Origin of the sequence: Pseudomonas sp. NPDC077408, from assembly GCF_050269105.1 — a bacterium.
In the GTDB taxonomy this organism is placed as follows: Bacteria; Pseudomonadota; Gammaproteobacteria; order Pseudomonadales; family Pseudomonadaceae; genus Stutzerimonas.
The window spans coordinates 113,773-135,926 of sequence record NZ_JBNNHS010000008.1; the positions used below are offsets into that span (position 1 = coordinate 113,773).

The 22,154-nt window shown below is 62.8% G+C and carries 19 protein-coding genes; 11 read left to right on the top strand and 8 right to left on the bottom strand.

The features are described from left to right. Position 1 precedes the first annotated feature (1 nt). The 5 genes from trpB (at position 2) to ACQKEK_RS18410 (ending at position 6,557) form a co-directional block, all read left to right on the top strand. Complete coding sequence (gene trpB, locus ACQKEK_RS18390) at positions 2-1,213, top strand: tryptophan synthase subunit beta (protein WP_196766722.1); 1,212 nt, start codon at positions 2-4, stop codon at positions 1,211-1,213. Further along, complete coding sequence (gene trpA, locus ACQKEK_RS18395; RefSeq protein WP_499144028.1) at positions 1,210-2,019, top strand: tryptophan synthase subunit alpha; 810 nt, start codon at positions 1,210-1,212, stop codon at positions 2,017-2,019. Before trpB ends, trpA begins: the two co-directional genes overlap by 4 nt. 1,105 nt (positions 2,020-3,124) lie before the next feature. After that, a complete protein-coding gene (locus ACQKEK_RS18400; RefSeq protein ID WP_499144027.1) occupies positions 3,125-4,309 on the top strand; it encodes a sensor histidine kinase in 1,185 nt (394 codons plus the stop codon). Between the two features lie 184 nt (positions 4,310-4,493). After that, on the top strand, positions 4,494-5,336 hold the full coding sequence (gene yghU, locus ACQKEK_RS18405; RefSeq protein WP_499144026.1) for a glutathione-dependent disulfide-bond oxidoreductase: 843 nt from the start codon (positions 4,494-4,496) through the stop codon (positions 5,334-5,336). Positions 5,337-5,768: 432 nt separating this feature from the next. Further along, entirely contained in the window at positions 5,769-6,557 is a 789-nt protein-coding gene (locus ACQKEK_RS18410) for a hypothetical protein (protein ID WP_499144025.1), read from the top strand. A gap of 83 nt (positions 6,558-6,640) precedes the next feature. Here ACQKEK_RS18410 and ACQKEK_RS18415 read toward each other — a convergent pair whose 3' ends face one another. The 3 genes from ACQKEK_RS18415 to ACQKEK_RS18425 all read right to left on the bottom strand — a co-directional run bounded on the left by ACQKEK_RS18415 (position 6,641) and on the right by ACQKEK_RS18425 (position 9,171). Then, positions 6,641-7,132: a DUF4126 domain-containing protein gene (locus ACQKEK_RS18415; RefSeq protein ID WP_499144024.1), complete on the bottom strand. Its 492-nt coding sequence runs from the start codon at positions 7,130-7,132 to the stop codon at positions 6,641-6,643. A gap of 97 nt (positions 7,133-7,229) precedes the next feature. Continuing rightward, on the bottom strand, positions 7,230-7,913 hold the full coding sequence (locus tag ACQKEK_RS18420) for a potassium channel family protein (RefSeq protein ID WP_499144023.1): 684 nt from the start codon (positions 7,911-7,913) through the stop codon (positions 7,230-7,232). Next, entirely contained in the window at positions 7,903-9,171 is a 1,269-nt protein-coding gene (locus ACQKEK_RS18425; RefSeq protein ID WP_499144022.1) for a TrkH family potassium uptake protein, read from the bottom strand. The genes ACQKEK_RS18420 and ACQKEK_RS18425 overlap by 11 nt, the downstream gene beginning before the upstream one ends. Positions 9,172-9,549: 378 nt before the next feature. On the opposite strand from ACQKEK_RS18425, the gene ACQKEK_RS18430 reads away from it, so the two are divergent. After that, positions 9,550-11,367: a bifunctional metallophosphatase/5'-nucleotidase gene (locus ACQKEK_RS18430; RefSeq protein WP_499144021.1), complete on the top strand. Its 1,818-nt coding sequence runs from the start codon at positions 9,550-9,552 to the stop codon at positions 11,365-11,367. A gap of 256 nt (positions 11,368-11,623) precedes the next feature. Then, complete coding sequence (locus tag ACQKEK_RS18435) at positions 11,624-12,775, top strand: ATP-binding protein (RefSeq protein WP_499144020.1); 1,152 nt, start codon at positions 11,624-11,626, stop codon at positions 12,773-12,775. Between the two features lie 95 nt (positions 12,776-12,870). Here the strand turns inward: ACQKEK_RS18435 and ACQKEK_RS18440 are convergent, their stop codons facing one another. After that, positions 12,871-14,349, bottom strand: a complete 1,479-nt coding sequence (locus tag ACQKEK_RS18440; protein ID WP_499144019.1) for a YdgA family protein — start codon at positions 14,347-14,349, stop codon at positions 12,871-12,873. A gap of 510 nt (positions 14,350-14,859) precedes the next feature. On the opposite strand from ACQKEK_RS18440, the gene ACQKEK_RS18445 reads away from it, so the two are divergent. Further along, entirely contained in the window at positions 14,860-15,384 is a 525-nt protein-coding gene (locus ACQKEK_RS18445) for an REP-associated tyrosine transposase (RefSeq protein WP_499144018.1), read from the top strand. A 178-nt stretch (positions 15,385-15,562) separates the two neighbouring features. On the opposite strand, the gene ACQKEK_RS18450 is transcribed toward ACQKEK_RS18445, so the two are convergent. The 4 genes from ACQKEK_RS18450 to pnuC form a co-directional block, all read right to left on the bottom strand. Further along, positions 15,563-16,189, bottom strand: a complete 627-nt coding sequence (locus tag ACQKEK_RS18450) for a Type 1 glutamine amidotransferase-like domain-containing protein (protein WP_499144017.1) — start codon at positions 16,187-16,189, stop codon at positions 15,563-15,565. A 114-nt stretch (positions 16,190-16,303) separates the two neighbouring features. Continuing rightward, complete coding sequence (locus ACQKEK_RS18455; RefSeq protein WP_499144016.1) at positions 16,304-16,828, bottom strand: AAA family ATPase; 525 nt, start codon at positions 16,826-16,828, stop codon at positions 16,304-16,306. 25 nt (positions 16,829-16,853) lie between these two features. Continuing rightward, the gene (locus tag ACQKEK_RS18460; RefSeq protein WP_499144015.1) at positions 16,854-18,689 is read right to left on the bottom strand and encodes an ABC transporter ATP-binding protein; all 1,836 of its coding nucleotides are present in this window, start codon (positions 18,687-18,689) and stop codon (positions 16,854-16,856) included. Positions 18,690-19,066: 377 nt separating this feature from the next. After that, a complete protein-coding gene (gene pnuC / locus ACQKEK_RS18465) occupies positions 19,067-19,654 on the bottom strand; it encodes a nicotinamide riboside transporter PnuC (protein ID WP_499144014.1) in 588 nt (195 codons plus the stop codon). 307 nt (positions 19,655-19,961) lie between these two features. On the opposite strand from pnuC, the gene ACQKEK_RS18470 reads away from it, so the two are divergent. The 3 genes from ACQKEK_RS18470 (at position 19,962) to ACQKEK_RS18480 (ending at position 22,074) form a co-directional block, all read left to right on the top strand. Next, positions 19,962-21,143, top strand: a complete 1,182-nt coding sequence (locus tag ACQKEK_RS18470) for a patatin-like phospholipase family protein (protein WP_499144013.1) — start codon at positions 19,962-19,964, stop codon at positions 21,141-21,143. A 362-nt stretch (positions 21,144-21,505) separates the two neighbouring features. Then, positions 21,506-21,880 (top strand): hypothetical protein, encoded by a 375-nt coding sequence (locus ACQKEK_RS18475; protein ID WP_499144012.1) that lies wholly within the window; start codon positions 21,506-21,508, stop codon positions 21,878-21,880. Further along, a complete protein-coding gene (locus ACQKEK_RS18480) occupies positions 21,877-22,074 on the top strand; it encodes a helix-turn-helix transcriptional regulator (protein ID WP_499144011.1) in 198 nt (65 codons plus the stop codon). The genes ACQKEK_RS18475 and ACQKEK_RS18480 overlap by 4 nt, the downstream gene beginning before the upstream one ends. The last annotated feature ends 80 nt before the right edge of the window (positions 22,075-22,154 follow it).

Below are 22,154 nucleotides of genomic sequence, written 5' to 3' on the forward strand. Positions count from 1 at the left end.
CATGACCTCATTCCGCAGCGGCCCTGATGCCAAGGGCCTGTTTGGCCACTTTGGCGGTCAGTACGTCGCCGAAACCCTGATGCCGCTCATCCATGAGCTGGCCGCCGAGTACGAAAAAGCCAAGACCGATCCCGAGTTCGCCAAGGAGCTCGCGTATTTTCAGCGCGACTACGTCGGCCGCCCTTCTCCGCTGTATTACGCCGAGCGCCTGACCGAGTTCTGCGGCGGCGCCAAGATCTACCTCAAGCGCGAAGAGCTGAATCACACCGGCGCGCACAAGATCAACAACTGCATCGGCCAGATCCTGCTGGCGCGGCGCATGGGCAAGCAGCGCATCATCGCCGAGACCGGCGCCGGCATGCACGGTGTGGCCACGGCCACCGTCGCCGCGCGCTTCGGCATGCAGTGCGTGATCTACATGGGCACCACGGACATCGAGCGCCAGCAGGCCAACGTCTTCCGCATGAAGCTGCTCGGCGCCACGGTGATCCCGGTCACCGCCGGCACCGGCACCCTGAAGGACGCCATGAACGAAGCCCTGCGCGACTGGGTGACCAACATCCACGACACCTTCTACCTGATCGGCACCGTCGCCGGCCCGCACCCCTACCCGGCCATGGTCCGCGACTTCCAGGCCGTAATTGGCAAGGAAACCCGTGACCAGATGATGGCGCAAGAAGGTCGCCTGCCCGATTCACTGGTGGCCTGCATCGGCGGCGGCTCCAATGCCATGGGCCTGTTCCACCCGTTCCTCGACGACAAAGACGTGAAGATCATTGGCGTTGAAGCAGCCGGCCATGGCATCGAATCCGGCAAGCATGCCGCCAGCCTGAACGGCGGCGTGCCGGGCGTGCTGCACGGTAACCGCACCTTCCTCTTGCAGGACGACGACGGCCAGATCATCGATGCCCACTCGATTTCTGCAGGCCTCGACTATCCCGGCATTGGCCCAGAGCACGCCTGGTTGCACGACATCGGCCGCGTCGAATACACCTCGGTGACCGACGACGAAGCCCTCGCCGCATTCCACAAGTGCTGCCGCCTGGAAGGCATCATCCCGGCCCTGGAAAGCGCCCACGCGCTGGCTGAAGTCTTCAAACGCGCGCCCGGCCTGCCGAAGGATCATCTGATGGTGATCAACCTCTCCGGCCGCGGCGACAAGGACATGCAGACCGTCATGCATCACTACGACGAACAGGAAGAACATATATGAGCCGTTTGCAGACGCGCTTCGAGCAGCTGAAACAGGAAAACCGTGCGGCCCTGGTGACCTTTGTCACCGGCGGCGACCCGGACTACGCCACCTCGCTGGCCATCCTCAAGGGTTTGCCGGACGCCGGCGCGGACGTCATCGAACTGGGCATGCCCTTCACCGACCCGATGGCCGACGGCCCGGCGATCCAGCTGGCAAACATCCGTGCGCTGGCGGCCAAACAGGATCTGGCCAAGACGCTGCAGATGGTTCGTGAGTTTCGCGAGGGCAACCAGACCACGCCGCTAGTGCTGATGGGCTACTTCAACCCCATCCACAAGATGGGCGTCGAGCGTTTCCTTGCCGAAGCAGTGGAAGCTGGCGTCGACGGCCTGATCGTCGTTGACCTGCCGCCGGAGCATAACGAAGACCTCTGCGACCCGGCTCAGGCCGCGGGCATCGACTTCATTCGCCTGACCACCCCGACCACCGACGACAAGCGCCTGCCCACGGTGCTCAACGGCAGCTCGGGCTTCGTCTATTACGTCTCGGTGGCTGGCGTCACCGGTGCTGGTTCGGCCACGCTGGAACACGTCGAAGAAGCCGTGGCCCGCCTCAAGCGCCACACCGATCTGCCGCTGTGCATCGGCTTCGGCATCCGCACGCCGGACCAGGCCGCTGCCATCGCCCGACTCGCCGATGGCGTGGTGGTGGGCTCGGCGCTGATCGACCAGATCGCCAATGCCGAAACGTCCGAGCAGGCCGTCGAAGGCGTACTCGGCCTGTGCCGTGAGTTGAGCGAAGGGGTGCGGGGCGCGCGCGGCTAAGCTCTCTCGCAAAACGAATCTAAAGCCGCTGCACCGTGATCTGGGCAGCGGCTTTTTCGTTTCAGCAGTAAGTCATTTCCCCTGTAGGAGCCAACTTGCTGGCGATCAATAACGCCCTGCAGCCCCGGGTCGCCAGCAAGCTGGCTCCTACAAAGCTGCTCGCCTATCCAATGCCAACGACCCCTATCGAATCTGCTTGATCGACCTTACGAGGTGCACCGCCTGGTCCCCGGTGTTCGCTGTGACCGTTCCCCCCTAGACTTCCCCAGGCGCTGCTCGGTGACCGAGCAGCGGTTCGCGCCATAACTGCGACAGGGCTGGTGCATACTGAGTGCGCGTTACACGACCCTTTGATTTCGCGTCGGCCACATCCGCATCAGCCATGGGCAATCAGCAGTAAGTCATTTCCCCTGTAGGAGCCAGCTTGCTGGCGATCAATAACGCCCTGCAACCCCGGGTCGCCAGCAAGCTGGCTCCTACAAAAGCCGCTCGGCTATCCGATGCCGACGCCCCCTATCAAATCTGCTTGATCGACCTTACGAGGTGCACCGCCTGCTCGCCGGTGTTCGCTGCTGACCGTTCCCCCTAGACTTCCCCAGGCCGCCGCCGGTGACCGAGCAGCGGTTCGCGCCATAACTGCGACAGGGCTGGTGCATACCGAGTGCGCGTTACACGACCCTTTGATTTCGCGTCGGTCACATCCGCATCAGCCATGGGCAATCAGCAATAAGCCATCTCCCCTGTAGGAGCCAGCTTGCTGGCGATCAATAACGCCCTGCAGCCCCGGATCGCCAGCAAGCTGGCTCCTACAAAAGCCGCTCGGCTATCCGATGCCGACGCCCCCTATCAAATCTGCTTGATCGACCTTACGAGGTGCACCGCCTGGTCGCCGGTGTTCGCTGCTGACCGTTCCCCCTAGACTTCCCCAGGCCGCCGCCGGTGACCGAGCAGCGGTTCGCGCCATAACTGCGACAGGGCTGGTGCATACTGAGTGCGCGTTACACGACCCTTTGATTTCGCGTCGGCCACATCCGCATCAGCCGTGGGCAAGACGCCACCGTTGTCCAGGTGAGCTTAGCGGCGTCCAACCTTGCGGAGCAGCCCGATGCGCCTTGCCAATTTCATCCTCGATAACCTCGAGCCCATTCTCCAGTCGTGGGAAGACTTCGCCAGAACCATTCTGGGAACTCGCTCCATGGACACCGAAGCCCTACGCGACCATGCCGAGCAGATGCTGCGAACGATTGCCGAGGACCTGAGCACCAGCCAGTCGAAAGCCCAGCAGTTCACCAAATCCATCGGCAAGTCACACAAAAGCGGCGGTGAAACGGCGGCGCAAACTCACGCGGTGTTGCGTCATGACGCCGGCTTCAGCATCGATGAAATGGTGTCCGAGTACCGCGCCCTGCGCTCCAGCGTACTGAGCAAGTGGTTGCAGGCAATCAAGTTAGGCACCGACTTCGAAGTCGAGGACATGACCCGCTTCAACGAGGCCATCGACCAAGCGCTCGCCGAGTCCGTGGCCAGCTACTCACAAACGGTCAACGGCACGCGGAACGTCTTTCTGGGTATCCTTGGACACGACTTGCGCACGCCTCTGGGCGCGATTCAGCTCGGTGCAGAAGTGCTGTTGCTCGACGGCAGCCTCGGGCCCAAACCGACCATGTTGGCGACGCGCATCTATACCAGCGTCAAACGTGCCAACAAGATCGTTAACGACCTGCTCGATTTCACCCGCTCGCAGAGCGGTGCAGGCATTCCGGTGCACCGTATGGAAACCAATCTGGCCGCAGTATGCGAAGGCATGGCCGAAGAAGTGCTGGCCTATCACCCGGACCGCAATATTCTCTGCGAGACCAGCGGAAACCTGACCGGGCTGTTCGACGCCTCGCGGATGGAGCAGGTGTTTTCCAATCTGATCGGCAACGCTGTGCAGCACGGCAGCGCTACGTCACAGATCAGGGTGTCCTTGCACGCCGAACAGGCGCATGCAGTGTTTTCCGTGCACAACCAGGGCGAGCCGATCGCGGGGGAGGCACTTGCTGACATCTTCAACCCCATGAGCCGCCACTCCCAGTACGCCGCCGGTGAGCATGGGCCTCAGTCCGGACTAGGCCTGGGGCTCTATATTGCCAGCGAGATCGTGGCCGCCCACCAGGGCAGCATTCATGTCGAATCCAATGCCGAGCAAGGCACGACCTTTATCGTCCGACTGCCGCTGACCGAACACGCCCTGCCGCCTCTCAGAGAGTCCCGACTCGCCACTGTCGCCCTGGTAAGACCGCTGTAGGCGCCAGCTTGCTGGCGATCACTAGGCCCTTTTAGCCACGGACTACCAGCCCTGCCCACCGAAACAAAGCGCACGCCTGCGCAACGTTGATGCCCACTATCAACCCGCTTGATTTCGACCCTGCCGTGCAAACGCGTAGGATGCTGTGCACATCCCCGGTTCAACCCACTCGAGGAGATTGCCCATGCCTGACACGCCTTACGTACCGCCAAAAGTCTGGACCCACGACGCGCCCTCGGGCGGCAAGTTTGCCAGCATCAACGCGCCTACCGCCGGAGCGCGGGAAGAGAAGGCGCTGCCGGTGGGCAAGCATCCGCTGCAGCTGTATTCGCTGGCCACACCCAACGGGGTAAAGGTCTCGATCATGCTCGAAGAGCTGCTGGCGCTCGGCCACAGCGGTGCCGAATACGACGCCTGGCTGATCAAGATCGGCGATGGCGACCAGTTCGGCAGCGGCTTTGTCGAGATCAATCCGAACTCAAAGATTCCTGCACTCGCCGACCACAGCGTCGAAGGCAAACCGCTGCGGGTGTTCGAGTCCGGCTCGATCCTGGTCTATCTCGCCGAGAAATTCGGCGCCTTCCTGCCGACCGAAACCCGCGCACGGACCGAAACCCTGAACTGGTTGTTCTGGCAGATGGGCTCGGCGCCCTTCCTCGGCGGCGGCTTCGGGCATTTCTATGCCTATGCGCCGGAGAAGTACGAGTACCCGATCAACCGCTACGCAATGGAGGTCAAGCGCCAACTCGACGTGCTCGACCGCCAGCTGGCCGACAACCGTTACATCGCTGGCGACGACTACACCATCGCCGACATGGCGATCTGGCCCTGGTACGGCGTGCTGGCCCGCGGTGAGCTGTACGAGGCCGGTGAATTCCTCTCGGTGCAGCACTACAAACACGTACAGCGCTGGGCCGCTGAAGTGGCCGAGCGGCCGGGGGTGATACGCGGACGCAAGGTCAATCGCACCTGGGGCGATGAGTCCGAACAGGCGCCGGAACGCCACGACGCGTCGGACCTGGACTAAGCCACGCGGCCGGTCAGGCAAACTGACCGGCCTTCGAACACACCAGCGAAGCCCCAACCCGCAGCCGCCTTCCGGCCGACGCAACACTGCAGCTGCCGCCCCTGCGTTCGCCGTTGTGGGCAGCGCTGACGGCCATCATCAAGCGCATTCATTCTCAAGCAATGCCCATCTCGCCTTGAGCCGCCATCGCCTGCGCCTGCGCCTGCGCCTGCGCCTGCGCCTGCGCCTGCGCCTGCGCAAGCCAGGTTGGCCGAGTTTCCGACCGCTGATCTGAACTATAGCGGTACGTCCCGACCCAATATCAATGAGCGTTGCTCTTGTTGCAGCCGATCAAGCAGCAGGCTGCCGTGGTTACCCGCACCCAACGTGTCATGCGGTACTGACAGCGCAGCGCTCGACTACCCAGTTGTTCAACACAACGCGAGGTGAACCATGAAACACACACTAGTAGCAGCGTTCGCGACGCTGACCGATGCCAACCGCACCCAGGGTGACCTGATGTCGCGGGGCATCGCCAGAGAACAGATCCATTCCGTAGGCGCCGACCGCGCGGAAATCCATGCCTACGACGAGCCCTATTCCGCCACTGGCGAGACCGTCGACCGCGAACATCACGAGTCCAAAGTCGCTCACTTCTTCAAGTCATTGTTCGGCCATGAGCCGCATGAAGAGCACCGTCGCCACGCCACGGCATATCCGGAGGCCGTGCGCCGAGGCTCGCTGGTGATCGCAGTCGACGTGTACGACGAAGACCAACTGCTCCGTGCACGTGACGCACTGGAGTACAACGGCGCGCTCAATATCGACGACAACGGCGCCGGTGCAAGTTCGACCCCTGGCTATGCCGGTGCAACCAGCCCCTATGCCGGCGCCACCGGCGGTGACAGTCACCTGGACAAGCATTTCGCGGGGTCCACCAGCCATGCAGCCGGGGCTGCGGACCATTCAACCGGTACCCGCGATACGGCTGCCCCGGTCACCGGCACAACGGGTACAGCGAGTACCGGCGACACTCACACCGGCTCCGGCGATACCGGGCGCTACGACGTGGGCACTGCGGCCAAACGGGCCGGTACGGACTACCCGGAAAACACCGGCACTGCCTCACCGACCGGTGGCGGCCTGGCTGGCGAGACCGTCGGCACCCGCGACGCAACGGAAAGCCTGGACGCCACTCACGCCGGCACCTGCACAGACCGGGTGTGCGTGATCAAGCGGTAGGAACCAAGAGCCGACTGCTGAACGATCACGGGCCGCGAATGCGGCCCGTGTGTTATCAAGGCCATCAGCGTGCGCTGGCGGCCTCAGGGCTCACGCAGTGCGCGCCGCAGCCCGGCGCTACCGATTGCCAGCGCCACACAATCTTCCGTCAGCCCCAGCGCGGCGTTGACATAAGGATTGGCCTGATAGGGTTTGCGCAAGGCGAGCCCGACCTTCGACGAGACAAGCGCGGCCGTTGCGCCAATCAACGCCGGAAGCCATATCGACTGTCGCCGTGCGCTGGCCAGCGCCGCAGCACTCACCCCTCCCGACAGGGCGCGAATCATCATCGACGGCAGGATAGTCCTGTCCGGTGCAAAGGGCATCTTGTCGCCCAGCAGTTCGCCGGTCGCCATGGGCAGCAGAAATTGCTGTGCGCGGTGCGAGGCCAGGGTGCGCGCCGGCTCGTCTGCCTCGTCGATATCGTCCTGCGCAGCCAGTGCCCGACTGGTCATGGTGGGCGCCAGCGTGCTGCGCATCCCGGTTACCAGGCCGAGCGCCAGAGCGCCCCATAAAACATTGCTCAGAGTAGTCATGCGTGTGTCTCCCGATTGCTCTTATGTGCGACCGGGATAGGGCATCAGCCGTTCATGTTCAGCTCCGAGCGGTCAGCTAGCCGCAGCGGCCACGCGGCTAGCCCTTTGCCGCCGCAAATTTTTCCACCCGCTTGGTTTCGCCCGCCACGATAAGAATGTCACCTGGGTGTACCAGGGTTTCAGGCTTGGCGTAGATGAAGTCTTCATGGGCCCGTTTCACCCCGACGATGGTGACGCCGTAGCGCTTGTGTACACCGGCGTCCGCCAGCGTCTTGTCATGGATGTTGCGTGGCGCGTGGGTGGAGGCGATGGCGAAACCGTCATCGAATTCGATGAACTCCAACATCTTGCCGGTGACTAGGTGCGCCACGCGCTCGCCCATGGAGGTTTCCGGATAGACGACGTGATGGGCACCGGTGCGTTCGAGGATCAGCCCGTGACGCTTGCTCAGCGCCTTGGCCCAGATGTCCGGCACGCCCAGCTCCTGCAGCGCGAGCACGGTCAATACGCTGGCCTCGAGATCGGTACCGATGCTCACCACCACATGACGAAACTGATCGACGCCCAGCTGACGCAACGCGCGGACGTCGGTCGAGTCGGCCTGCGCCACATGGGTCAGACGATCCACCCACTGCTGGACGTTCGCACTGTTGCTGTCGATGCCCAGCACTTCGTGGCCCATGGACGTAAGCGAGTCGGCGACGGCCGAACCGAATCGCCCCAGGCCGATGACGGCGACGCTGTCGTTCTCGAATGTCTTTCCGAACAGATTATCCAACAATGGGGCGCTCCTCCGGGTAGCGGTAGTGTTTGGTCACGCTGCGCAGCGCAAGGGCCGTGGCCAGGGTGATGGTGCCGACCCGGCCGATGAACATCAGCGCGATGATCACCAGCTGACCGGACGCTGGCAGGTCCGCCGTGATACCGGTCGACAGACCGACCGTGGCGAACGCGGAAATGACTTCGAACAGCACGACGCCCAGCTCCAGCCGCGTCACGCTGAGCAGGATCATGGTGCCGATAGCCACGGTGAGCGAACCGAGGAACAGCACGGTCAGCGCCTGGCGCTGCGTCGCATAGGAGATGCGCCGGCGGAACGCCACGGTGTCGGCGTTGCCGCGAATCTCGGCCCAAATGAAAAAGAACAGCAGGAAGAAGGTCGTCACCTTGATTCCGCCCGCGGTGCCCGCGCTGCCGCCGCCGACGAACATCAGGAAATAGTGCACGGCCAGCGTCTGCGCCTCGAACTGGCTGACGTCCAGGCTGTTGAATCCCGCCGTGCGCGCCACTGCCGATGTGAACAGCCCCGACAATAGCTTGTCACCCAGCGACATGCCGCCCAGCGTGCCTGGGTTGCTCCATTCATAGAACAGGATCGCCACCATGCCGCCGAACAGCAGCACCGCCGAGCCCCACAGCGTGATGCGCGTATGGATGGTCCAGGGCTTACCGCGCTGGTCGCGGCGGAACTCGTAGAGCACGGGAAAGCCCAGACCGCCGATGATCACCGCCAGCATGACCGGCACCAGTACCACCGGGTCCGTGGCGAAGCTCATCAGGCTGTCGGAATAGGTCGAAAAACCGGCGTTGTTGAACGCCGATACCGCATGGAAAAGCCCGTCCCAGAGTGCCTTGGACCAGGTCAGGTCATAGCTCAGGCGAAAATGCAGGGTGAGGATCGCCGTCACGACCAGTTCGACGCTCAAGGTAACCAGCAGGATCAGCCGCAACACGCCCGTGACGTCCCCGAGCCCGAGCGAGCGTGTCTCCTGCTGCGCGACCAGACGGCTGCTCAACTGCAGCCGTCGCTTGACCATCAGGCCGAGCAGCGTCGCGCCACTCATGATGCCCAGGCCGCCGATCTGGAACAGCAGCAGGATCACGCATTGCCCGAAAAACGACCAATACACGGCCGTGTCCTGCACGATGAGCCCCGTCACGCAGACTGCCGACACGGCGGTGAACAGTGCCGTCAGCAGCGGTGCCTGACCAGGCCCGGCCGTGGCCGCCGGAAGCGACAGCAGCGCCGTGCCCAGCAAAGTCGCGATGAGAAAGGCGAGCGGAATGAGACGAGCCGGTCGGCGGGCAGCGTTGTGTAGCAAAGGCGACACCTAAACGGTTGCGAGGCCGAACGTCCGGCCATTGAGCTGTGTGGGTTCTGGGCCTGCCGAACAACAGCCAGCCTCGGCGAACTGGCCGCCACGATAGCAAAAGCGTATCGATACGGCGCGGTCACGCATACGTGCGTAACCTCGCGACATCCAGAGCAGGCATGCTCGCCGGGCGCGGTCTATCTGAGCCTGCCGGCACTGAACAGACCGCACGTCGCCTCTCGCCAAAACGCCAAAAAGCAGTCATCAACCTGCCACGCGCGCTTTCTAGTTTCGGTCGGACTCCACCGCACCGAGGACACAACAATGCATACGCGCGCACTGGATTGGCTGTTAGCGGCAAGCCTGATCGGCCTTGCCGGCCCGGCGCTGGCTCAGGCTCAGGCACTGCCCGAACACGGCTCCATCGAACAGGATTATCGCGAGCAGCCGTTGGAAGGCCTGAGCGCCAGACAGCGCGCCAGTGAGCGTCGCAGCTGGCGCGCGCCCGACTGGCGGGTCGAGCCGGTGGTGTCGGTCAACCTGCTCAGCATCAACGACTTTCACGGCCAACTGTCGCCGCGCGCTGTCGCCGGCCGGCCTGCCGGTGGCGCGGCGGTGCTCGCTTCCTACCTGAAATCGGCCAGCGGCGAATACACGCTGATCGTGCATGACGGTGACCAGGTCGGCGCCTCGCCACCCAACTCCGCGCTGTTGCGCGACGAACCCTCGATCAGCTTCTTCAACCTGCTGGCCAACCCGCACTGCCGGCCATTCAACCGCCAGCTGGACATGCCGCGCAATGCGCAGCCCTTCGCCCAGCAACGCTGCAACCTGATCGGCACCCTCGGCAACCACGAGTTCGATAACGGCAAGACGGAGCTGCTGCGCCAGCTCACCGGCGGCAACCACGCCAAAGGGCCTTTCCTCGAAGACGAGTGGAAGGGCGCGCGCTACCCCACGGTGTCGAGCAACGTCATCGATCGGGCCACCGGCGAGCCTCTGCTGCCGCCCTACTCCATCTACTACGCCGGCGGCGTGCGCATCGGCGTGATCGGCGCCGTGCTCAAGGAGACGCCAACCATCGTCTCGCCTTCCGGCGTCGCCGGGCTGCGTTTCGTCGACGAAGCGGACGCCATCAACCAATCCGTGGCCGAGCTGCGACGACACGGTGTACGCGCCATTGTCGTCGCGCTGCATCAGGGTGGCCGGCAGACCAGCTATGACGGCCCGACCAACCCAGAAGCCGACACCGTCACTGGCCCGGTAGTCGACATCATCGAGCGTCTGGATGACGAAGTGGATGTGGTGATTTCCGGCCATGCCCACGGCTTTACCAATGCGTTGGTGCCTAATGCCAATGGCAAACCGATCCTGGTGACTCAAGCCTTCTCGGCCGGCACCGCCTATGCCGATATCCAGCTCCAGGTCAGCCGCCGCAGCCGCGACATCGTCGAGAAGTCCGCCGCGGTGATGACCACCTGGGCCGACCAGGGCGCCGGCCTGACGCCGGACCCGGAGGTCGCCGCGCTGGTGGCGCAGGCCGACGCTCGGGTCGAACCCCTGGTCGCGCGCGCGGTGGGCGTGGCCCAGGGCGACATCACCCGCACCGAAACACCAGCCGGTGAATCGGCACTGGGCAACCTGATCGCCGATGCACAGCGGGTGGCTACCGACGCGCAAATCAGCTTTATGAACCCGGGCGGCATTCGTGCGGATCTGGACAGCGGTGAAGTGACCTGGGGCGAGCTGTTCGCCATCCAGCCCTTCGCCAACGATCTGGTTTCCATGGACCTGACCGGCGCGCAGATCAAAACCCTGCTCGAACAACAGTGGCTCGGCCAGAGCTACGCGCGCCTGCTCAAGCCTTCCGGCATTCAGTACAGCTGGTCCGCCGGGCGCCCCGTGGGTAACCGCCTGATCGAGATGCGCGATGCTACCGGTGCGCTGATCAATCCGGCGGCGACTTACCGCGTAACGGTCAACTCCTTCCTCGCCGGCGGCGGCGACAACTTCACCGTGCTCACCGAAGGCAAGAATCGCATCGTCGGCCCGGTGGATCTGGATGCGCTGGTCGACTACATCGAGTCGCTCCCGCAGCCATTCAGCGGAAGCATTGAGGGACGGATTGAGCGGGTGGACTGATTGAACTCGCAGCAGACAAAGGGGACAGAGATTTCAATCTGTCCCCTTTTTGTTTCCCCGTTTTGCTCATGGCGGCACGGTTACCCCCAGCCAAGCGGTCTACGAGCACCATGCCAGGGCTGATGGGGGCGCTTTGGGACGTTTTACAGGGCCACCTGATCGCCCTTGCCACAGCCGCAACAGCGTGGGGATGCCAAGAAGCCTCTCGGTTATCGATTTACGTTGTGCGGCGTCCACCTTGTTGCGGAGCAGCCCCATGCGTCTTGCCGACTTCATCCTCGATAACCTCGAGCCCATTCTCCAGTCGTGGGAAGACTTCGCCAGAACCATCCCTGGGGCCTCTCCCAAAATGGACGTTGACGCCCTGCGCGACCATGCCGAGCAGATGCTCCGTACCATCGCCGAGGACCTTCGCACCCGTCAGTCGACGACCGAGCAGATCGACAAGTCCATAGGCAAGGCAAGCAAGGGCGACGGCGAAACGGCGGCGGAAGCCCACGCCGTCCTGCGCCACGATGCAGGCTTCAGCATTAACGAGATGGTTTCCGAGTACCGTGCCCTGCGCTCAAGTGTCCTTCGAAAGTGGTTGCAGGAAATCAAGAGTGGCACGGACTTCGAGGTCGAGGATATGACGCGCTTCAACGAGGCCATCGACCAGGCGCTCGCCGAATCCGTTACCAGCTACTCACGGACGGTGACCAGCACGCGCAACGTCTTTCTCGGCATTCTTGGACACGATCTACGCACCCCTTTAGGCGCCATCCAACTCGGTGCTGAAGTGCTGCTTCTGGACGACAACCTGACGGCCAAACCGACCATGCTCGCCTCGCGGATCTATACCAGTGCCAAGCGAGCCAACAAGATCGTCACCGACTTGCTTGATTTCACCCGCTCCCAGAGCGGCTCGGGCATCCCGTTGCATCGGGTTGACGCCAACCTGGCGGAGGTGTGCGAAGGCATGGTGGAGGAAGTGCGGGCCTACAACCCCGAACGCCAGATTACCTATGACACCAGTGGAAACCTGACTGGCCTGTTCGACGCCTCGCGCATGGAACAGGTGTTCTCCAACATGATCAGCAACGCGGTGCAGCATGGCAGCAAGACTGGAGCCATCAGGGTAGGTATGCATGCCGAGCAGGCGCATGCGGTGTTCACGGTGCATAACCAGGGAGAACCCATTGCCAAGGATGCAATCGCAGACATCTTCAATCCTATGAGCCGTCATTCTCAGTACGCTGCAGGAGAACACGGCCCGCACTCGGGGCTGGGCCTGGGGCTGTACATCGCCAGCGAGATCGTAGCGGCACACAAGGGAACTATTGTCGTCGAATCAACCGCCGAGCTAGGCACCACCTTTACGGTGAAACTGCCGCTGGCTGCGCACGCATCACGACGCGCAACTGACTAGCGCCTCGGCGCCAGCGACCATTCATATCGTAGTGCGCAATCCACGCGCGAAGAAAAGGCGACCCTGAAGTCGCCTTTTTCATGCTGGCCCCGTACTTACTGGCCGAGCAGGCCGGCGCCCAGTACCGAGCCGAAGGCAAAGCCGATGAATTCCTGAACGGTCATATCTTGGCCGTTCAAGGTCACCTTGTTGTCGGCGTAATGCAGTGAGCTGACCAGGCGATCGCCTTGCAGCTGGAACCAGCCCGCACCGAGTGCCATACCGCTGAACAACTCGGTCGTCAGGTCTGCCTGCTGCTGCAGCGCAGCCGGGTCGGCGCTGTACTGCGGCTCGCGCTGAGCGATCAGACTGGCAACGTCACGAACCAGGCCTTTATCGATACCGGCTTCGGCTTTGAGCGACGCCAGCATGCTGATGATCATCGCATCGGGGGTAAAGGCTTCCGCGCTCGGGCCCTGCAGGTCGGCCACCACGGACAGGCGGGCCGCACCGTTAGCGGTCTCGAAGCCGAACTCGTCGAGCGCCACGGTGGGCTTGTGCTCCAGCAATCGCAGGGCAAGCGCCTGCAGCTCCTGCTGCTGAACGTCGGTGATGTTGTCGAGTGCCTCCTGCGGGGTGGCCGCGCTGTCGAGGATCTGCTTGTAACTTTCCACCAGCGCCTTGAGGCTGCCTTCATCCAGGTTGCGCAGGCTGAGGGCGAGCGTCAGGTTGCGGATGGACTGACCGTTGGCCCCCACCTCGCCGACGCGGTAAGCGATCGACTGGTCGAAGCCGTCACTGCTTCGACTCGACGCTTCTTCAATGGAGGCGTTCTTGATGACCACGGCGGGATTGTCGTCGGTCTGGATTTCCATGCGTTCAAGCGTGATGGCCGAGGGGCCTTGGCCGAACCCCTTGACGTAGTCGTGCTTGTCGACGGTCATGCCGATACCGCTTAGCTTCACCCGCACCGGCTTGCCATCGTCACGGCGTTGCAGGTTCATGTCGATGTCCGGCAGCTGACCTTCCAGGCGCACGGTCGTGGTTTCGTCGGCCACTTCGAAGTTCACGGTGCCGGCCGCAACGCGAACCGTGCCGTCTTCGTTCTCAAGATTGAGGGGGGCCGAGCGCAGCGCGCCTTGTTGACTGCCGTCATAGCCGAAGGCGACACCGCCGACCAGCGGATTTTCACCGGCGGCGGCCTCGAACAGCGCTTCAGTCTGCGCTGACCGCTCGAGGCGGAAATGGCTCTGGGCGGCAACCGGCATCAGCTGTCCGCGGGTCAGGCGCGACATCGGAAAGGGGCCGTGCTCGATGCGGTCTTGCAGCAGCACAGTGAACTGCCGGGGCTCGCCGTCACTGTCCTGGGCCTCGATGTCGACCTGATAGCGGGCGTTACTGGACAGCAGGCCGCTTTCGAAACTGAGCATTTTGACGGCTACCTCAGCACCGGCCCCAACGCTCATCTCGCGGAGCTGGATATTGGCCTGCTCGACGGCATCGCGGGCAGTCGATTCAGCCTGGGTGCTGGTGTAAAGGGTAGCGGCACCGACGAGAGCCAGCGGTACGGCAACGGCAAGTACGAGTTTTTTCATGGAAACATCCTGTGCGGCGGCTGGGCAAACGTCCTGTCAGCCGGTGGTTGGCAAGCGGCGGCACTCTAGCAGCGCGCCTGTACAGGCTCCAGCACGCCATGCTGCGGGATCGACAGGGTGAGAACGTGGCGACAAAACTGCTTAAGCGCCGTAGGGTTGGCCCTCAGGGCGCGCCCAGCTACCAATCGGTGGGCTAAAGCCCACCCTACAAGTTCATCCACCCCGTTACGCAAGCCGATGCCGGAAACCCACGCCCGTAGGGTGGGCTTCAGCCCACCGTTGCCCGGTGACCATGCTGCGCTGTAGGGTTGGTCGTCAGGGCGCGCCCAGCTACCAATTGGTGGGCTAAAGCCCACCCTACAAGTTCATCCACCCCGTTACGCAAGCCGATGCCGTAGACCCACGGCCGTAGGGTGGGCTTCAGCCCACCATTGCCCGGCATGTATCTTTACTCAATCGACAGAGGCGCAACGGCGTCGACATACATCTCGTGAAGGCAAGGAGGCCTCCATGTCCAACTACCGTCGCAGTCTGGTACCTGGCGGCACATGGTTTTTCACCGTGACCCTGGCCGACCGCCAATCTCGCTTGCTGATTGAACAGATAGCACTGCTCCGACAGGCCTATGGCCTGACCCACCACGCCCGTCCTTTCCAAACCCTCGCCATCTGCATCCTGCCCGATCACCTACACGCTATCTGGACACTCCCGAACGACGACGCCGACTTTGCCGCCCGCTGGAGCCTGCTCAAGAGCACCTTCTCTCGACAACTTCCGGCCGTACCTCGCAACGCGAGCCAAATCCGTAAGCGAGAGAAAGGCATCTGGCAGCGACGCTACTGGGAACATCAAATTCGGAACGAAACGGATTTGCAGCGACACGTTGATTACATCCACTACAACCCGGTCAAGCATGGGCTGGTAGAACGGGTCGCGGACTGGCCCTATTCGAGTTTCAACCGGTACGTGGAGAAAGGTCTGTTAGCACAGGACTGGGCGGGTAACGCAGGGCTCAGCGGCTCGTTCGGTGAGTAGGTATCAGCCAAACCTAGGGCATGCTTGGAACGCCACATGTCCACTTACGGCAGCTACATAGCCATCAGATCGCTGCGGTGTCGAATAGCTAGTGCACCATGCCCCACCACTCATAAATCGCCCCGCACCGCTGCCCGTTCGAACCCGGCCAACAGGGATCATCGCGCAGCCCCGTTACTCAGAGGCGCTTCGCGCCCGTCTGGATATCGACCTCATTGCCCACGATGGCAATCGCCTGGTGATTGCTGAACGGGCGAAGGTCCAGGGTATCGCGGTACTCGATCAATACCTGCTCGACTGCTTCTTTGAATGGCGCGTTGCCGTAATGCGGCAGCGGGTAGAAATCGATCAATGCGAGCGACGCAAACGATTCGAGATCTGGCGCGGCGCTGGGGTCATCCAGCCTCTGCAGGTACTCGATGCTGGGCGCCAGCACGGCGGAACCGGCGGACTCGCCGATGTAGCACTTGCCTGCCCTGACCTGCTCGGCGATCAGCTTGTCCGCGCCGGTCCGCTTCAACTCTTGCAGCAGAAAGAAGGTGTTCCCGCCCGCAACATAGATGAATTCGTTACGTTCGAGCTTATTGACGATGTCTTCCTGGCTGGCGGTCGACACTTCGAGCTCATCGATTACCAGGCCCGCTTCAACCAGCGCATCCTTGGCCGCGATCAGGTAGGCATTCACTTCCTCAGCAAGGCTTGCCGTAGGAATCAACGTAACCCGCTTGCCCCTGCACTTACCTTGGGTGAAGGCGACGAACAAATCAGCGACGTCGGCGAATGAAGAGGTCAGGAAAATATTCATAGCAATCTCCGGTAAGCGGGTTGACCAAACGGACCTGTCCAATCCGGGCTTGGAATCATCTGCTCAAGCAGTTGAAAGATGACAGCCGCTTCACTCGCGTGTGCGGTTTACGCTTCACCGTTCCAGTAGCGCCTGGACCTGAGCAATCGCCTGCTCTTCCCGGCTGACCCAGTCTCCAGCGATTTCCACGAATGGCTGACGGTGGCGCTCGAGCCAGCTACGGCAGGCGTCATGGAAACCCCAACGTTGTGCAATCTCAGGTTGGCAGCGCTGGCCGTCGGCGTGCCACTCGGCGCCTTCGGGTGACAGCAACAGATGGTGGTCGTAACGACGCGCGAGCAGCTCGTCTTCCAGCCATGGCGGGCAACTGCCGAACAGCGTCTGGCTCCAGAGCATGTTGCTCAGCAGGTGCGTATCGAGGATCAGCAGGTCAGGCGCTCTGCCCCGCGCGGCGTCTTCCCACATGAGCTGGCCGCGGGCAATGGCTGGGATATCGTCCAGGCAGGTCTCACGCTGCTCGCTGTCGATGAAATGGCGTACGTACTCACCCACCACCACACCACTGAAGCGCTGCTGCAAGCGAGCGGCGAGCCAGCTCTTGCCGGTGGATTCGGCTCCCGTCAGTACCAGCACTTTCATTGCATGCTCATCCTCACGCCCCGCATCAATCGACCCCAACAAAGCCACCGGTCTGGTGCTGCCACAGGCGCGCATAAAGGCCGCCGCGCTCGATCAGCTCGGCGTGGGTACCGGTCTCGATCACCCGACCCTCGTCGATCACCACCAGGCGATCCATGCGTGCGATGGTCGACAGCCGATGCGCGATGGCGATTACCGTCTTGCCCTCCATCAGGGTGTCGAGGCTTTCCTGAATCGCCGCTTCGACTTCCGAATCCAGCGCTGAGGTGGCTTCGTCCAGCACCAGAATCGGCGCGTCCTTGAGCAGCACGCGGGCAATGGCGATGCGCTGGCGCTGGCCCCCGGAGAGTTTGACGCCCCGTTCACCAACCTTGGCCTCGAAGCCTACGCCGCCCAGGCTGTCGTCCAATGTGGCAATGAAGCCATCGGCACGTGCCTTGCGCGCTGCCTCCCAGAGCTGTTCATCGGTGGCATCGGGCCTGCCGTAGCGCAGGTTGTCGCGGATCGACCGGTGCAGCAGCGAGGTGTCCTGCGTGACCATGCCGATGTTGGCGCGCAGGCTTTCCTGGCTGACCTCGGCGACATTTTGCCCGTCGATCAGGATGCGCCCGCTTTCCAGGTCATAGAGGCGCAGCAGCAGGTTGACCAGCGTCGACTTGCCGGCGCCAGACGGCCCGACCAAGCCGATTTTCTCCCCGGGACGGATATCGATGCTCAGCCCGCTGATCACGCCACCCTTTTTGCCGTAGTGGAAATGCACGTCCTCGAAGCGCACGCCGCCCTGCTCTACCTTCAGCGGTTCGGCGTCTTCGCGGTCGACCACGTGACGCGGCTGGACGATGGTCTGCATGCCGTCCTGCACGGTGCCGACGTTCTCGAAAATGCCGTTGACCACCCACATGATCCACTCGGACATATTGTTGATGCGGATCACCAGCCCCAAGGCTAGGGCGATGGCGCCGGTGGTGATCAGCGCCTCGCTCCACAGCCACAGCGCCAGCGCGCCGGTACCGACGATCAAGAGGCCGTTCATGCAGGTGATCAGGAAATCCAGGCTGGTGATGATGCGCGACTGCAGGCGGAACTTGCCAAGCAGCTCCTGCATGGCCTCGCGGGCGTAACCTTCTTCTTCCTTGGAATGCGCGAACAGCTTTAGCGTGGCGACATTGCTGTAGCCGTCCACCACCCGGCCCATGACCTTAGAGCGCGCCGCTGAGGCAGCAGCCGAGCGGGCCCGGATGCGCGGCACGAAGTACCAGAGCGCGGCGCTGTAGCCAATGATCCACAGCACCAGCGGCACGATCAGGCGCAGATCAGCGGCGGCGAACAGGTACAGCGCACTGCCGGCGTAGACCACCACATGCCACAACGCGTCGATCACCTGCATGGCCGAATCGCGCAGCGACGGGCCGGTCTGCATCACGCGCTGGGCGATGCGCCCGGCGAAATCATTCTGGAAGAAATTCAGGCTTTGCTTGAGCACGTAGCGGTGGTTCTGCCAGCGCACCAGATTGGTCAGCCCAGGATTGATCGCCTGATGGGTCAGCAGATTGTGCAGGCCGAATACCAGCGGCCGGATGATCAGCGCCACCACCGCCATCCACAGCAGCGTGTTGCGGTGTTCGGTGAAGAAGGTCCGCGCGTCATCGGTCGTCTGGGCCATGTCGATCAACTGGCCAAGGAAGCTGAACAGCGCCACCTCGATCAACGCCGCGAAGAAGCCGATCACCAGCACCGCCGCCATCAACGGCCAGACCTGCTTCAGGTAGTGGGCATAGAACCGCAGCATGCCGGCGGGCGGCTCCACGTCCGGGCTGGGCTTGAAGACATCGATCGGGTTTTCGAAACGGCTGAACAACATGGGACACGGTCTGCTGTTGGCGAATGGGCGGGGTTGTTGCTGACAGGGGCGATGCCGATCTTTGAGAGCGGCAACCGGGGTCTACCTGGACGTGGGTCGAGGCGCTCTGAAACGCGGGTTTTGCTGATGCAGCGTAGCAGTATCCGAAGTGCCTGGCGGCACCCTGGTCGGAAATGAGCCTCGTGCCGAAAGTAGACAGGCCTGCCAATTTACGCGTGCAAGAAGAGCTTAAAGTGCGCCAGCCAGGCTGGGACTAGTTGGGCCTGTTCATCAGGTCTACGACACCGGGGCCGCTGGCTTTTATCCGTAGGGTGGGCTTCAGCCCACCACCCTCGGCCCAACACCGTTCCGGTGGGCTAAAAGCCCACCCTACATCGTTAACTGTCTGCGGGCGCCGCGTGTTCATGAACCGCCGCCCTCGCCTGCCGCCATTCGCGCAGGCCCATCACCGCCAGCAACGTGAACAACCCATACAGCCCTGCGGTGAGCCAGTATTCCTGAAAGACAAAGAAGGCCACATAGAGCGTGTCCACCACGATCCACAGCACCCAGCATTGCCAGCGCTTAAGCGCCATCCACAGCTGCGCCACTAGGCTAAAGGCCGTGAGCGTTGCATCTGGCCAGGGATATGCCGCTTCGGTAGCGGTCGCCATCAGCACACCCAGCCCGACACTCCCCAGCACCGCGACAACAAGCCCAACGCCTACCTCCAGGGCCGTCGCGCCCACCACCGGCCGACCGCCTTCACTGCCGCTGCCCCGCGTCCACTGCCACCACCCGTAAACCTGCATGGCCGCAAACACCCCGTTGAGCAGCACCTGCGAATACAACCGCACCTCGAAAAAGAACCAGGCATAGAGCGACACCATCACCAACCCGATGGGCCAGCACAGCGGGTTCTGCCGCACGGTAAGCCAGACGGCGAGCACGCCGAGGGCGGAGGCGATGAGTTCGAGGGTGGTCATGGGGTGGAGGTCAGAAGCGGCTACGGGGCGGGCATGATACGGCAAGCATGCGGAACGGTTCGAAGCGCACCGGGTGAGTGGGAATGGCTGGGCTATTCAGTTCAGGTTCACAAATCTTGGTCAGCCACGCACGTACTTGTAGGGTGGGCTTCAGCCCACCGTCAAACCCCACCCCTCCGGTGGGCTAAAGCCCACCCTACGTTTACTGCCTTCGCCGGCGGGTGACTGCCCCCCTTTTTCAGTAATCTGTTCTGCGTTGTCATGTGCGAGCCCTAGCTCTACCGAAAACCCCGAACTGGAATCATTGATGACCGAGGACACTGCAACCAACCCAGGCACCACGGGGCTCATCCTCTCGGGCGGTGGCGCGCGAGCGGCGTATCAGGTTGGCGTGCTGTCGGCGATTGCCGATCTGCTGCCCGACTCCTCAGGCAATCCGTTCCCGGTAATCGTCGGCACCTCGGCGGGCGCGATCAATGCCGTCAGCCTGGCGTGCGGCGCGCTGCATTTTCGCGAGGCGGTGCGGCGGCTGAGCACTATTTGGGGCAGTTTTCATACTGAACAGGTGTACCGCAGTGATTGGCCGGGCGTATTGCACCAGGCCAGCCGCTTCCTCGGCCACAGCGTGCTCGGTTTCGGCAAGCAGGTGCCCGTTGCTCTGCTCGACAGCTCGCCGTTGGCCAGGCTGCTCGAGCGCGAGCTGGATTTTTCCGGCATCGCCGCGGCGATACGCCATCGGCAATTGCGTGCGGTAGCAGTGACGGCGTTCGGCTACGAGTCGGCCCAGGCGGTGACCTTCTACCAGGGGCGTGCAGCCATCGACCCATGGTTCCGCCATCGTCGGGTGGGTGTACCGACCCGCCTGGCTATTCCCCATTTGCTGGCCAGCTCTGCCATTCCGCTGATCTTTGAGCCGGTCAAGATCAACCGCGAGTATTTTGGTGATGGCGCGGTACGCCAGACCGCACCGATCAGCCCCGCCTTGCACCTGGGCGCCACGCGGGTGCTGGTGGTCGGGGTGAGCGGCAATCCGGAGGGTAACCAGGCCGAGACGACTCCAACACCGAGGCCGGCTGGCGCCATCCCGAGCCTGGCGCAAATGTCCGGGCACATGCTTGCCAGCACCTTCATCGACAACGTCGAAAATGATATCGAGCTGCTGGAGCGCCTCAATCTGCTGGGGCGACTGGTGCCTATCGAACTGCGCAAACGCGCCTACGGCCTGACGCCCGTCGAAGTGCTGGTGATTTCCCCAAGCCAGCCGCTGGACAAGATCGCTGCCCGCCATCGGCGAGAGCTGCCTGCGGCCCTGAGACTGTTCCTGCGCGGCCCCGGCGGCACGCGAGAAGGCGGTGGTGGGCTGTTGAGTTACCTGTTGTTCGAACCCGGCTACTGCAGCGAGCTGATCGAACTGGGTTACCAGGATGCCATGGCCAAGAAGGCGGAGCTCAGCGCTTTTCTAGGGCTTGAGTGGCCAGAGCACGCGTAGCCTGCTGTTTTCGCTAAGCGCTTGTACAGCGCATGCAGCGGTGGGCGATGGATCCCGCGTGGACAAGCAAAGCGTTGTCCACCCTACGCCACTCCACCCGTCTGCTCCGCCGAAGCCCGGGCGCCGCGTAGGGTGGAAAACGGCGGAGCCTTTTCCACGCGCCGGGGCCAGGACGCATCATTGCAAGCGCATGGAGCCGTCGAGAGCGCTCGTACGATTGCGAGCATGAGTTCGATTGATCCCATGACCGTCGACCAACCTCTTGCGGATGATGCCAAGCCCTATCGGATGTAAAGTTACCTTGACTCCCCTGCTAGCCAGCCCTAATGTAAAGCGTACTTTCCATTCAGGGTTCATGCGCCATGGGCAAAAAGCGATTTCTAGTTCAGTTCTGGCTTGCAATGGCCGTCTACGCAGGCGCCGTGATAGCCAGCTCCCTCCTCCTTGCCCAAGTTCAGGATGGCGCCCTGCGCATCGCCTCGGCGCTGCTTCCGGTATTACCGATGATCGCCGTAGCCACGGTGGTCATCCGACACATTCGGCACCTCGACGAGCTGGCCCGGAAAATCCATCTGGAGGGCTTGGCAGTCGCATTCGTCGGCACGGCGTTGGTCACCTTCAGCTACGGCTTTCTGGAGACCGCGGGCTTTCCGCGTCTGTCGATGTTCATGGTCTGGAGCCTGATGGGGCCCCTCTGGGCAGTGGGCAGCTTCTTCGCCTGGAGGCGCTACCGGTGATCAACCATGTGCGCGAGCGGCGCACTGAGCGCGGCTGGTCTCAGGCGGACCTAGGCGCAAAGCTGGGCGTCTCGCGACAAACGATCAACGCCATCGAGACCGGCCGATACGACCCCAGCCTGCCGTTGGCCTTCAAGATTGCCCGGCTGTTCGAGTCGAGCATCGAGGCGCTGTTTGAGCCTCCGGAGGAATAAGGGGTAATCCAAGGGACGTATGCGGGTTGCCATAGATGCGCATGCCTGCACGCCCTATTCGCCGGTTATGCTTCAGCCTT